This is a genomic window from Sphingobium sp. EP60837, from assembly GCF_001658005.1.
Taxonomy (GTDB): domain Bacteria; phylum Pseudomonadota; class Alphaproteobacteria; order Sphingomonadales; family Sphingomonadaceae; genus Sphingobium; species Sphingobium tyrosinilyticum.
In genome coordinates, this window is record NZ_CP015986.1 from 63,131 (window position 1) to 76,132 (window position 13,002).

The 13,002-nt window shown below is 60.5% G+C and carries 13 protein-coding genes; 6 read left to right on the forward strand and 7 right to left on the reverse strand.

What is annotated here, in order from left to right:
• Positions 1-2: 2 nt before the first annotated feature.
• The 5 genes from EP837_RS00310 to EP837_RS00330 all read right to left on the reverse strand — a co-directional run bounded on the left by EP837_RS00310 (position 3) and on the right by EP837_RS00330 (position 4,610).
• Positions 3-824 (reverse strand): polysaccharide biosynthesis/export family protein, encoded by an 822-nt coding sequence (locus EP837_RS00310; RefSeq protein WP_066523617.1) that lies wholly within the window; start codon positions 822-824, stop codon positions 3-5.
• 26 nt (positions 825-850) lie between these two features.
• Complete coding sequence (locus EP837_RS00315; RefSeq protein ID WP_156518336.1) at positions 851-1,924, reverse strand: porin; 1,074 nt, start codon at positions 1,922-1,924, stop codon at positions 851-853.
• 416 nt (positions 1,925-2,340) lie between these two features.
• Positions 2,341-2,544: a hypothetical protein gene (locus EP837_RS20905; protein WP_066523619.1), complete on the reverse strand. Its 204-nt coding sequence runs from the start codon at positions 2,542-2,544 to the stop codon at positions 2,341-2,343.
• A gap of 152 nt (positions 2,545-2,696) precedes the next feature.
• Positions 2,697-4,088 (reverse strand): exopolysaccharide biosynthesis polyprenyl glycosylphosphotransferase, encoded by a 1,392-nt coding sequence (locus tag EP837_RS00325; RefSeq protein ID WP_066523624.1) that lies wholly within the window; start codon positions 4,086-4,088, stop codon positions 2,697-2,699.
• Between the two features lie 294 nt (positions 4,089-4,382).
• The gene (locus tag EP837_RS00330; RefSeq protein ID WP_066523626.1) at positions 4,383-4,610 is read right to left on the reverse strand and encodes a hypothetical protein; all 228 of its coding nucleotides are present in this window, start codon (positions 4,608-4,610) and stop codon (positions 4,383-4,385) included.
• Between the two features lie 430 nt (positions 4,611-5,040).
• On the opposite strand from EP837_RS00330, the gene EP837_RS00335 reads away from it, so the two are divergent.
• The 6 genes from EP837_RS00335 (at position 5,041) to EP837_RS00360 (ending at position 10,426) form a co-directional block, all read left to right on the forward strand.
• Positions 5,041-5,415 (forward strand): response regulator transcription factor, encoded by a 375-nt coding sequence (locus EP837_RS00335; protein ID WP_066523628.1) that lies wholly within the window; start codon positions 5,041-5,043, stop codon positions 5,413-5,415.
• On the forward strand, positions 5,412-6,536 hold the full coding sequence (locus EP837_RS00340; RefSeq protein ID WP_066523630.1) for a YaiO family outer membrane beta-barrel protein: 1,125 nt from the start codon (positions 5,412-5,414) through the stop codon (positions 6,534-6,536). The genes EP837_RS00335 and EP837_RS00340 overlap by 4 nt, the downstream gene beginning before the upstream one ends.
• Before the next feature lie 158 nt (positions 6,537-6,694).
• Positions 6,695-7,510 carry a HEAT repeat domain-containing protein gene (locus tag EP837_RS00345; protein ID WP_156518338.1) on the forward strand — a complete coding sequence of 272 codons (816 nt, stop codon included), beginning with the start codon at positions 6,695-6,697 and terminating at the stop codon, positions 7,508-7,510.
• Positions 7,510-8,949, forward strand: coding sequence for a glycosyltransferase family 2 protein (locus tag EP837_RS00350; protein ID WP_066523634.1), 1,440 nt, complete (start codon positions 7,510-7,512; stop codon positions 8,947-8,949). The genes EP837_RS00345 and EP837_RS00350 overlap by 1 nt, the downstream gene beginning before the upstream one ends.
• Before the next feature lie 47 nt (positions 8,950-8,996).
• Entirely contained in the window at positions 8,997-9,692 is a 696-nt protein-coding gene (locus EP837_RS00355) for a hypothetical protein (protein ID WP_066523635.1), read from the forward strand.
• Positions 9,587-10,426: a hypothetical protein gene (locus EP837_RS00360; protein WP_197486290.1), complete on the forward strand. Its 840-nt coding sequence runs from the start codon at positions 9,587-9,589 to the stop codon at positions 10,424-10,426. Before EP837_RS00355 ends, EP837_RS00360 begins: the two co-directional genes overlap by 106 nt.
• 275 nt (positions 10,427-10,701) lie before the next feature.
• On the opposite strand, the gene istB is transcribed toward EP837_RS00360, so the two are convergent.
• Positions 10,702-11,499, reverse strand: a complete 798-nt coding sequence (gene istB / locus EP837_RS00365) for an IS21-like element helper ATPase IstB (protein ID WP_066523638.1) — start codon at positions 11,497-11,499, stop codon at positions 10,702-10,704.
• Positions 11,499-12,794, reverse strand: a complete 1,296-nt coding sequence (istA, locus tag EP837_RS00370; RefSeq protein WP_156518341.1) for an IS21 family transposase — start codon at positions 12,792-12,794, stop codon at positions 11,499-11,501. Before istA ends, istB begins: the two co-directional genes overlap by 1 nt.
• Between the last annotated feature and the right edge of the window lie 208 nt (positions 12,795-13,002).

Sequence of the window (13,002 nt, forward strand, 5' to 3'; positions counted from 1 at the left end):
GGTCAAAACAGCTTCTCCCGGATGATGAGGACGTCTTCAGGCTGAACCGGATCATCCAGGTTCGCCTGTATTTCCTTCCCCCCCCGGCGTACTTTTATGCGTTTGGTGGAACCGGCCAGCGTCGGGCCGCCCGCCAGCGCGAGCGCCTGACGGAAGCTTTGACCCGGCACGAAAGAAAAGGCGCCCGGCTGCTGCACCTGGCCGTAAACATAGACTTTCTCTGCAGGCGGCACGAACAATATGTCCCCCGCCTTTAACTGCCTGCTGCCGCCCACCGCCATGTCGGCCAGCGATATGCGCACCGGCCCGCTGCCATCGGCTGGCGTCAGGATGACCGCATTGGCCCCGTCCTTGGTCGATCCGCCAGCCTTTGCTAACATCGACGCGACAGTATAGCCGCGATCCAGTGGATAATTGCCCGCTTGCGGCACATTTCCCAGCACCGTTACGAAGCGGCTCACATAATTGCTCACCTCCACATTGACGGAGGGATTGGTAAGGAATCCGCCGCTCGCATAGCTGGATGAGATTGCCTGGGCGAGCTGCGAACTGGTCTTGCCGCGGGCAGAGACTGGGCCGATCAGAGCGAGGGTGATCGTTCCATCTTCCTTGATCCGCGTCGTGGTCGATAGGTCCGGTTGACCGAAAATGGCGATCTTCACCTCATCATCCGGGCCCAGCTGATAACCGGCGTCGGCAATGGGCTGCGCTGGCGCAGCTGCCGTGGCGGTGGCCGCCGCGCCAGCCGTTTGGGCAGACGCAGCCATTGGACCGGCCGAGGCCAGGAAGATCGAAAGGCTGGTCAGGAGAGTCTCTGTTTTCACAGCTCATGCTCCATCATGTTCGAGGGTCAAAATCGGAACGCCGCGCCCAGTGTCACCTGAGTGCCGCTGAATTCGGCGACATCCGTGTCAGTGCGCCGCTTGTAGTGCTGCGCATCCAGCGTGATGTCCGCGCGATCGGTCAGTTTCCGCTTCAGCAGAGCGCCAAAGCGCTGGTTCCGGTCCGCCGTGATCGAAAAGGGGCGGAGCGCCGCGTCTTGCCGGAACTTGCGCCGTTCCCACTCTCCATAAAGGCCCACCGAAGTCAGCTCGGAAATCGCGAACTCGCCTTGCAGGCGATACCTCGTGCGGATGGCGAAGCCGCTGGCGATCAGGCTGTCATTGACGATGCTGCGCTCCGTTGTCGCGGTCAGTTTCAACCGCGGCACGATGCTGCTCGACAGGCTCAGATCCCAGCCCAGACCGTCATAACTACCCACCGCAGCGGAATCGCTATCGACGTTCAGCCATCGGACCTCGGCATCGATCTGCGTGATCGGTGACACTGCGCGCTTGAACCGCACGCCATAGCTGTTGGTCCGGTTCTCGATGCCCAGCTTGCCCCGGTCGCTATTCACCCGCTCGTAAAAGGCGGTGACCGTCCCCAGACTGGGCATATTATAGCCAACACCTGCCAAATAGGTGTCGCTGGTCTGGTCGGCATAGTCGAACGCGTCATCATTGCGCGTCAGGTCGCGGCGGTAGCTGGCCACCGGGAACAATCCCGGCCGCTCGCATCCCAATTCCGCGCCGAACGCCGTGAAGCGCTGGAGATTTTCGGTTTGCTGGTTGAGGTCGCCATAGTCGGCGCGCTGCTGGCGATAGGATGCCATTGGCGTGATTGAGCATGTCGCGCCAAAGCGGATGACTGCCTTCGCTTCCGTATCCAGCCGCAATTTGCTCCGCTGCCCTTCGGAGATAAAGCGGTCATAGCCGATCTGTCCTCGAAACAGCAGGTCATGCCGGCCGATCGGCTTGCCATAGGTGAGTTCCACCCAAGGCGTGACGATAAGATCCTTTGTCGGATCCTCGATCCGATCATCGACGCGATAGACATTGTCATCATACAGCAGGTCGAGCCCTGCCGTGGCTTGCAGCCCCATCGTTTTGATGCGGGCTTCATCACTGACTGATGAACTTTGTGCGTTAGCGGTTTGCGCATTTGCAGATGTGAAAGCAGCAGCCGTGACGGCGCAGCCCAGGACCGCAGCTACCGCGCAGCAAGACCAGGAGAATTTATGTTTTGCAGGCGCACAAAAGCGCCTCCGAAAGCGGGGAGTATAAGTAATAACCAAAAGTGCGACCCTTTATTGCATTGCAGCAATAAGGGCATGCTAGTCGCGTTTGCACGCAAAACGAACCACCGCGGAAGCGGTTTGTCGCGACTAAGCAACGGTTCGGTTGGTCGCAAAATTGGCCAAAGCGAACAACTTAGTTGCAGTCCAAAGCTGTTCATCTGGGAGCAATGTCAGCGCCTGCTACCTGTTCATCCTGTAGCAAGGTTACGCGGCGAGTCTGGTCAGAAGATGAGCGAACCTATCGCCGCCACCGCAGCTGCGAAGGTACCAATGCCGGCCCAGCGCGACAGGATTTCCACGCCACGATCCGCTCGGTCGGCAAAAGCGCGCGGGGCCGTCTCGAACGCCACTCTCCTCCGTTGGTCGGTCGTGCTGTTCAAGGAAGAAGGTTGCGCAACGGCAACCGTCGCAAAATCGTCTGCCACGTCTTTGGTCCGCCCTGTTCGTGATGACGGACATATCCGATTTTACGCTTAACAAATAGTTTTCACGCGGGCGAAAACGTCATCATTTCGTCGCAAAATCAATGAGGTGGTGCAAAATGCCCACGCGTTAGCGGAGATCGCGGTGACTGGGATCAGTAGGCGTTGCGGTGAACCAGTACGTTGAAGGTCCCGAACAGGATCGCGATGTCGCGCATCAGGCTCCAGCCATGGAGATATTCCAGGTCCGCCTCGACTCGATTGAGGATATCGCGACGCGTTTCAGTCGCCCCGCGGAAGCCCCGGATTTGCGCCAGGCCGGTGATGCCGGGCTTCAGGGCATGGCGGTGCCAATATTGGCGATCGACCTGCCAGAAAAGTTGTTCTTCCGCCGTCGATCCCAACGCATGCGGGCGGGGGCCGACCAGGCTCATTTCGCCGAGCAGCACATTGATCAGCTGAGGCAGTTCATCAATGCTGGTCTTGCGGATGAAAGCGCCAACACGGGTAATGCGGTTATCATCTCTCAGCGTCGAGGCCGCACCTGCCGCATCGCACTGTTCAACGCGCATGCTCCGGAATTTCAGGATATGGAACAGGCGGTTTCCGCGACCTATCCGCTCCTGCTTGAAGAAGATTGGGCCGGGCGAGTCGAGGCGGATCGCTATGGCGATCACGACAATCAACGGCGCCAGTGCGATAAGTAGCGGCACCGTGATGGCAATATCCAGCAGGCGTTTCTTGGCCCGATTGGCGAGGTTGAGCGGACCACGAGCCACGACCAGGGTGGAAACGCCGCGATAGGTCTGGACCGCCAATGGAGCCATATGATCCAGCTCCGGCACGATAATCTCGCCCAGAATATTGCCGCCCTTTAGCATCTGCGCCCAGTCGGCCTTCCGATCGGAAGGGCAGGATATGACGACGCGATCGAAATCGCGGAGCAAAGTGCCCAGGCGGTGAAGCATGTAGGGATCGTCAAGGTCAGCTTTGATCCCTGCCGCTTCGGCATCGACAATCACCATGCCGCTCACATCATGCGGGATCGTTCCCCCGTCTATGATCAGCAATTGTGCGAACAGATCATCGCTGAAATTTCGCCGCACTGCCCGTACGATCAGCAGTCGCTGCACGACGAGCAACGTGCTGCTACATAAAATACCTGCGGAAATGCCCAGCCGCGACAATTGCCCCGTCGCTTTGAGGGAAAAGACAACGAGCAGGAAGATCAGCAGGGTTCCCGCCAAGGCAAAGCAGGCATTACGCAAGCTCGGTGTCACGCGGGTGAGGCAGATGGGGTTATAGGCTTGGTTGTGGAATGCCACGACGCCATAGACAATCATGCCGCCAGCAAGCGGCTGCCAGAATTCGCTCGATAGCAATGGAATGCCAGCCGTGCGGAGGCCCAAAGCAAAACCCGTTGCTAGCGCGGCCATATCAGCCACCAGCAGCAACAAGCACAGCCAAAGCCTCACATTCCGCTGAACGGCGGCCCCTACGGGCTGGCGACTAGGAGACCCTTCGATCGCCAGATCAATTTTCGACATCTGCAACCCTTTTTATGTCCTGACGTCAAACGGCTAACCGGTCCGAAGATCGGCTTGCGTGCATCAGACATCCGCTGCCTTTTGATTTATGTTGCGGAGCAGCAGGGCATAAATGTTTTGGAGTAGCAATCATCGCTGGGACGCCCGGACGGTCTTTTCCGACGATCCGTTGGTCTCAAGGGACGCAATGCCCCGCTCGTGCGACGACCCGAAATTTGACCGCGGGAATTTGCAAGCAAAAATTTATGGTTCAATCGAAGCCCTTGCTCGAATCAACTGCAGTGCGAACGCGACTCAGTCGATGAACCACCAACTGATCAGTGCGAGCACGATGAGCAGCACGGCAGGTCCAGCCCACCGCGATAGCAACTCTATCCCGTTCTCCGCCTCGTCATGCGTTAATGGCCACCAGCCCCGGCTTTGAGACGTCTTTACGGGCGCAATGATGGCCGGATCATGGCGCGGCTGCAGCTCGGTCGGCCCGGAGCTTTTATCTTGAGGTTGAGGTGACAGGTCGATCATCTTCAAATGCCCCGGAGCGCGCCATTTCGCTCATGTGAGTAAAATAGTGGCTTTGGCCAAAAAGAGAAGGGAATTTGCGACCGCTCACACCATTGCAGAGGAGTAAAATCGAGCGTTTCGCGAATGTCGATATCTTAAGGCGACGGGGGTCACCCCGGCGCGGTTACAATCGCTTGTCGTGAAAGGCGAAATTTTCTGTTTGCTCTCGCGTCGGTATTGCGCTGGTTGGTCGGGGCACTGCAGAGCAGCACGTCGGCTCGTTACCAAGGCGAGTTCAGCCTGAGGGCGACGCGTCTCCGTTGAACCGTTTCCCCGCTACGGCGAACTGCACCGAAATGGCGGTTTATCCATTGTTAACAAAGAAAATTTTTCGCACTCAGCATCTCGCGCTGCTATTCAGGGATTAGCAGCATAAAAGGGGACGGGTCGGGTGGCGCATATCCTGGTTGCAGATGATGATGACTTGCTCGGCGAATTAGTCCGCTTCAAATTGGAGGCGGCTGGTCATCATGTGACGATCAAACAAGACGGCGCTTCGGCCCTGAGGGAAGCGCGCGGCGGCGACTATGACCTAATGGTGCTAGACGCCATGATGCCGGTTATGTCCGGCCCCGACGTGCTGAGGGCGCTGGCCGCCGAACAGCCTGAGATGCCGATCGTGATGCTGACATCGCGCAAGGCGCAGGCGGACGTTCTGGCTGCTCTGACTGCGGGTGCGCGTGACTATCTTACCAAGCCGTTCATCCCCGATGAACTTGTTGTCCGCGTCAACGCCATATTGAAAACCGTCGGGCGGGTGCAGTGATCCTGCTTGTGTCGACCGCTGCAGCGGTGCCCCTGGCGCAAGACACTGCACCTAATGCGAGCCGCAGGGAACAGATTGCTCAGGCCCGTGCGGCTGCGGCCCGGCAGGACTTTGCCCGGGCGATCCGTCTGTTGGAACAGGCAGACGCGGTTCATCCTCAGGATCCCGAGATTTTGCGTCTGCTGGGAAGCGCATATGCGTTCGACCAACGCTATCCTCAAGCGATAGCGACGCTTCGCCGCGCGTCCTTGCTCGCTCCCGACGATCTGGATATTCGCGCCGCGCTTGCGCGCGCCTATCTTTGGTCCGGTGATCGCGCCGCCGCACGGGGCGAAGCGGCCGCTATCGAGGCGCGATCGCCCGGTAACGCTGACGCCGCCGCCATACGCCAGCAATTGCTCACATCGCAGACGTCGGCCAGGGAGAGTGAAAGGAAATGGGGCTTGGCGGCCGCGCAAAGCTTTTCCCATGTCACCTTTGCGAACAGGCCGAGCCAGACCTGGGCAGACACAAGCTTCGCGGTCTTCGGGAATATAGGCCCCACGACCGCCCTTTCGGTCGGAGTGGAGCGCGAGGACCGGCGAACGGCCACTGACACCCGTTTTGAAGTCCGGATCGATCAACAACTCAGGCGAAGTTTGCGCATCTATATCGCCGTTGCCGCCACGCCCAATGCCAACTTCCGGGAAAAATGGGGCGTGACAGGAGGTGTAGAAGCGGATGTGGCGTCCTTCGCGACATTGCTCGCCGACCTGAGGCATGCGGAATATCAGGACGCGTCAGTGACTGTGTTTCAGCCAGGCGTTCGCATTGCCATGCGCAAGCTGGGACTGAATGCGACCGTTCGCATGATCAATCTGTGGGATGAAGACGGAACCCATCGTTCGGGCCTGTCCGGCCGTCTCGATCGGCCTTTTTCCAGCAGCGCCACGCTTTTCGCCGGAGCCGCTACATATCCTGACACTGAGGCAGGCATCACAAGGCAGGTGCACTCCCTGTTCGCGGGCGGCACCATGCCGCTGACGCAGAAAGTGCTGCTACGCGCGGGCATCGACTATGATCGGCGGCGCGCGACCTACACGCGCAAGGGTGCGTCGCTGGGCATCCAGGTCAGGTTCTGATCGTGCCGGGTATAGCCGTTGCGGATGATGTAGCCCGGATCGCCATCCTGATCTCCGTCTATGGCGCCCTTGCGATGGCGGGCCTTTTACTCTTCCTGGTGATGCGCCGTGACTGAAAGGAGCGCGCCGCCACGGTCACTGCGGAATTGACGCGCGCCTTGACGCGGGAAATCATGGGAGCAGGCGAGAATGTCGCTGCGTCGCCCGCCTTTCGTCAGGCGCGCCCAGCCGAACGGCTCGCGGCAATCAGCCATCTGGTACAATTGTTACGCGGCGAAGACCGGGATCGGCTCGTCGCGCTGACCGAAGAGCAGGGATTGCTCAAGGACGCGCTACGGCGCGCTAGGCGCTCCCAACAACGGCAGCAGATTGATGCGCTGCGCCTGTTGGGTGGCATCGGTGGAGATCAAGCGGTTACCACCCTTGATGCGGTTCTGCGTGAAGACCCGCGTCTCGACACGCGATTGGAAGCGGCGTCACTGCTTGCCCGGCTCGACGCCTTGCCGCAGCCAGACGAACTGATCGAGCATCTCGCCCTGCGCAGCGCCCGGATAACGCCTCTGCATCGCACTCTGTTCAGGTTGATCGCGTCTCGCCATCCAGCAGAACTGTTCGCTCTTGCTCGCTCTGAAGACCTGCCCCCTGCAGTGAGGGCGCTGGTGATCGACGCGCTTGGCTGGACGGAGGATTTTTCGGCTCTGCCCCTTTTGGCTGCTGCCGCCAGTGATCCGCATGCCCCCGTGCGGCTGGCGGCGCTGGATTCCGCGACCAAGCTTGGTCATTCGGGCAGCGCGGGTTGGATCATGCCGCTGCTGAGAGATCCGGTGCCGCCGGTCCGCGCCCGCGCGATCCGCGCCTGCCAAATCATGCGCCTCAGCGATGGCCTACCCGCCATAGCTGAGTTGCGCCACGATCCCTCGCCCTGGGTCAGGCTGCGCGCCCAGCAGGCGCAGCAGGTGTTGGGAACAGCCTGATGCTCGTTGAAAACATCCTTGCAGCCGCTCAAAGCATAGGCGTGGCGACGCTGGTGGCGATCAGCATCGTCTGCTTTCTGGTCGTGACGATCCGCAATCTTGTCTCGACAATCCAGTTGCTGCTTGCCGCACGGGTCTTTGCGACCCGGATCAAACCGGCGCAGCGATCCTATGATCTCTGGTCGCGCTATGCCGACCTCGCCTTGCCGATCTCCGTCATCGCGCCATGCTTCAACGAGGAACTGTCGATAGCGGACAGCGCCCGCGCCTTGTTGGCCTTAGAATATCCGGACCACGAAGTCATCTTGGTCAATGATGGATCGAGCGATGGCACCCTTTCGGTACTGATCGAGCAATTCGATCTGCGCCCTATCGAGCGCGAACAACTGGCGGTGCTGCAAAAGACGCGCATCCGCGGCATATATGGCTCGGCGCGCTATCCCAACTTGATCCTCATCGACAAGGACAACGGGCGTAAAGCCGATGCGGTCAACGCGGGCCTGGGGTTTGCCGCTGCGCCGCTGGTGTGCGTCATAGATGCGGATTCCATCATCGAGCCGGACGGCCTGCTGCGCGCCGCTGAGCCTTTCATGACGGACGACGGTTCGCTGATGGCGGTGGGCGGGGCAATTCGCATCGCCAATGGCTCCATCGTCGAAGGAGGGCATGTACGCCAAATCCGCCTGCCGGGCCGCTGGTTGCCGCGCTATCAGATCCTCGAATATCTCCGCGCCTTCCTGACTGCGCGCATCGCTAATGCTCGGTTGGATATGCTGATGCTGATTTCGGGGGCCTTCGGCATGTTCCGCCGGGCGCCTCTGGTGGAAATTGGCGGCTACCGGCACGATACCGTCGGAGAGGATCTAGAGGTCGTCACCCGCATCCATCGCCGCATGAGGGAGGATAAGCGTCCGTATCGCGTCGCCTTCGTACCCGAAGTGGTCTGCTGGACCGATGCGCCGGAAAGCTGGCGGGGCCTGCGCAATCAACGGGCGCGTTGGGAACAGGGCGCGTTGGAAACCATCCTCGAACATCGCCGCATGCTGTTCAACCCGCGCTATGGCCGCGTAGGGATGATCGGCATGCCGTTAATCGTCATAGAAGATGTGCTGGGTCCGCCATGCGAACTGTTCGGCTATCTTTTGATCCCGCTCCTCTATCTCATGGGTATTGAATCCGGAACGATCGTCCTGGCCTTCTTCTCGATCACCGTCCTTTTTGGAACCGCGATCAGTCTTGGCACCTTGGCGCTCGAGGAGATGCAACTTCGACGGACGCCGAGTGCGAGGGATCTCTTCATGATCGGCATCGCCGCTGTCGTGGCAAATCTCGGCTATCGTCAGGCCAATCTGGCATTCCGCATCTATGGCATGTGGCGTTTCTATAGGAAGGACAACCGCTGGGCCGCAGCGGGGCGGGCCGGATTTTCGCGCGGGTGAGGCTAGCGCATCTTTGCTTGCTTATCGCGGCGCTCGGAAGCGGCAGCATGGCGGAGGCGCAAGCGATATGGGAGGCCCCGGTGGTGAAGGGCTGGCGTGAAGCAGAAAGTATCGACGTTCACGGCACGATGAACGATGGCATTTTCCGCCCGGACGCCATCGCGATCACAGAATTCCATGGCGTTACCGCACCAGCGCTGGTGCCCTTGGGCGAGAACATCCTTGGCTTGGCTCAGCCTCGCCCCTTTGGTGTCGAGGAGCGGGTGGTGATCCGCAAGGACGGCGGCCAGGTGGTAATGGACTGTAAGCCCGGCCGTTCTCCGGCTGGCCTCATCTTGCGCTGGCCCGATTTTCGCCTTCCAACGAGTTACCAAGGTCAGTGGCTATTGAAGGGCCACAACGATGGAAAGATCGCGGTTACCCCGGTTAAAGCAGGGCAAGACGCCCCAGCGGTGCCTGCCGGCTACTGGAAGGGCGAAGCACTCAGCCTTGCATTCACCGAGCATGAAGATCAGGCGCTTGTCCTCGCCTGTCCGGTAGAAGGCGCGTCCGCGCTACTCCAATCTGTAACGCTCGCCCCTGCGGAGAGTAGCACCTCTGTGCTTGCGCGGGGTACGTGGATATGGAGGGAGGAGGATTGGCGCCTGACCCGGAGGACTTTGCCGGAGCTGCTGCTGCCGCTGGTTTCACTGAACTCGCCGTGCAGGTGCCCGCCAAGGCCGATGCAGCCTTCGCGCGATTGATCGGAGCGCTGGAGCAGCGCGGCGTCGAGCTGAGGTTGTTGGACGGAGACCCATCCATGGCCACGCCTGATGGACTGAAAAGGGCGGTCGCAAGAATCAGCCATTTGCGGAGTTGGAAAGTGAGACATGGGGCTCCTCAAGGTCTCATGCTCGAACTGGATATCGAACCCTATGGCCTGTCCGGGTTCGCCGCTGATCCAGAAAGGGGATGGCGCGGTTGGGCGGTGGCGGTGCAGGCGCTGGCGGCCGCATGGGGCGGTCCTGTTGCGGTCGATGTGCCATGGTGGATGCAAAAGTCGCCAGCCGGGGCGGCGGCCGTCCGGGCCGCCAGTTCCGCCATCAGAGAATTTGTCGTGATGGCATATCGGACCGACCCCCATTTGATTCTGGATGCCGCCGAGCCATGGTTTGGTCACGGCAAGGCGGTGCAGGTAGCGGTAGAAACCGGGTCAGTCGCGCCGGAGGTCACACAAACCTATCGGCGCGCCAGCCGGGGAACCCTGCGCCTGAATGACAGCTCTGTTGCATTATTCCCGGCAGCGCAGGACGTGGAACCCGGAGAGGCCGTTTACGCACTGCAGGCCCAGACCATTACTGACCCGGCGCGGGTTAGCTTTCATGGGGTGGAGGATCGCGCTGCCGAAGTAGAGCGACAACTATCTCCCATATTACGTGGCTGGTCGAACTTTCGTGGTTTTCGTCTGCACGGATGGCAGCTGAAGGTTTCGGGATGAAAAAATCTGCTTAAACTGCATCAATGTAGCGTTGTGCTCTGTGGCCTATCTTATTGGACGCGTGCCACTATTCCTCTTAAGGGCCGCTGGTCTAATCCAGATCAACCCCTAACGGCCTTGTAATAAATCTCCGTCCGTGTCCTACTGATCGGCGCAGGCATTTGCCCGCATTGCGACCCGAACTGGCCCCGCCTCCCATCCATGCGAGGCGGGGGTTTTCTTTTCAAGCGACATCGGAAAGAGTCCCCTTAGCGACACCTAAAACTGGCCCCCTTTCATGATGGTTCGTTGCCTGCTGGTTCAAGCGACGGAGTGGCCTTTTGCAAAAGGCCACTCCGTCGCTTTTCGCGCAATCGGTAGCTGTCGCCGCGTATCGTGATGACGTGGCTGTGGTGAAGAAGACGATCCAGGATTGCGGTGGCCACCACCGGATCGCCAAAGACGGTTCCCCATTCTCCCACGCTGCGGTTGGAAGTGATGAGCATCGCTCCTCGCTCATAACGGCGTGACACTAGCTGGAAGAACAGATGCGCGGCGTTTGGGTCGAACGGGAGGTAGCCCAGTTCGTCCACGATGAGCAGCTTAGGTTTGGCAAGGAAGGCGAGGCGCTCTTCAAGTCGCCCTTCGCCATGGGCTTTTACCAAGGCGGCAACCAGCGCCTGCGCGGTGGTGAACAGCACGGTATGGTTCTGGCGGATCACCTCCCGGCCCAACGCGATCGCCAGGTGTGATTTGCCCACGCCCGGTGGACCCAGCAGCAGCACTGCTTCTCCATGGGCGACCCAGCGGGCCGTGGCGAGCTCCCGTATCTGAAGGGGATCGACGCTGGGCTGGGCGTCAAAGTCGAACCCGTCAAGTTCGCGGGCATGCGGGAAGTGAGCGATCTTCATCGCCATCTCTACCCGGCGCTCGTCCTTGCGCGCGATTTCGCGCTCACACAGGAACGCCAATGTCTCGCGCATGGTCAGATCCTGCCGCGCGGCCTCATCGAGCAACGTATCGAGTTGGTCGCGGATAGCGGTGAGCTTCAGCCGGCTCAGCCAGCCCAGCAGCGTTTCATGGTCGATAGCCATCACCAACGCCCTCCTGCCAGCTGCTCATATTCAGCCAGGGGGCGCAGCAACTCGGGCAGATGCAGCCGTGGCTCCTCGAAGGTTTCGGCACGCCGCACAGGACCGTTGGCGCCCGCAACGCCGACAAAGTGCGCAGGGTCTGTCAGCCGGCGATGGCGACCCGCAGCCTCGGCATGCTCGGCAACCAACCGCCCCGCATGGAAGACCGACACACGTCCAGCACTGACTGTTACCTGCACGGTTTCGCCCACCAGGCGCCAGGGAACCGAGTAGGCGTTCGTATCGATCTCGACGGCACAGTCGCCGTGCACCTTGCGCACCAGCTCGCGGATCTGCCGGAACGGCGGCCGGCCATTCAAGGGCCTGAGCTTGCTCGCCTCGTCACGGACAAAGCGCTGCAGCGGGGGTTCCCCGGTCGAACCATGGCAGCGTAAATCCGCGATCTCGCGCATCCACCAGGCCAGATGCTGCTCCAGTGCCTCCATGCTGGCAAAGCCATGACCCGCTAGTGCATTGTTTTTTACGTAGCCGACGCCGCGCTCGTCCTTGCCTTTGGTGCGAGCACGATAGGGCGCGCATGCCCGCGGCCGAAAGCCCCAGTAACGTGAGAAAGCATGTAGCCGATCGTTGAGCACAACTTCCCGCGTCGCCGCGTCATGGCGCGTGACCAGCGCCGCCGCATTATCCAGCAGCACCTCTTCGGTTACGCCGCCAAAATGGCGAAAGGCTGCCTCCATGCCATCGAACCAGGCCGACTGCCGCTCATGGCGGAATGCCATCGTGAAGGGGCGGCGGGAATAGCCCAGGGTCGCGACAAAAACATATATTCGGACCCTATCACCACCGATGCAGACGCGCTTCTCGCCAAAATCGATCTGAAGCTGGTGACCTGGCGGCGTCTCGAACCGTGTCGTCGCGCGCGCTTCTGCCGCCAGCTGTTGCCGAAAGCCAGCCACTGCTCGCTCAACCGTCCGCAAACTCGCTACGACACCGAGTTCACGGGCCAAATCCTGCCGAACGACATCGGCATTGCCCCGGTGCCGGAAAAATCGCTCACGAAGCCATGTCTCATGACCGGCCAACATCCCGCGAAGTACCCGCCGCTGATAGGGTTGCCACCGGCCTGCCCCAAGATATCGCTTTACGGTCGTGCGCGAACAGCCAAACTCTCGCGCCAGGCGCTTGCTGCCCCAGCCCAGCTTCCTCAACCTCAGCATCGCCGTCACCTCATCAGGCTCAAGCATCGCGTCCCTCCGCAAGCCAACTGCGGAGATCGTCTCATCATCCATATTCATCTGTCCCGTCCTCCTTCCGGAGGGGGCCAGTTTTCAGTGACGCGAGGGGGTCAGTTTTGCATGTCGCCTAACATTTCTCCCGCTCTTGATCGCTGTCTAAGCGCGGTCCGTCGCGCCTCTCATCACTTGAACCCGCTAACCAGACGGGTCGTCGCACGGCTCTTCTGCTGATGTGGAGGGATGGGCAGGGGCAGGCTTCCCGCCGCCT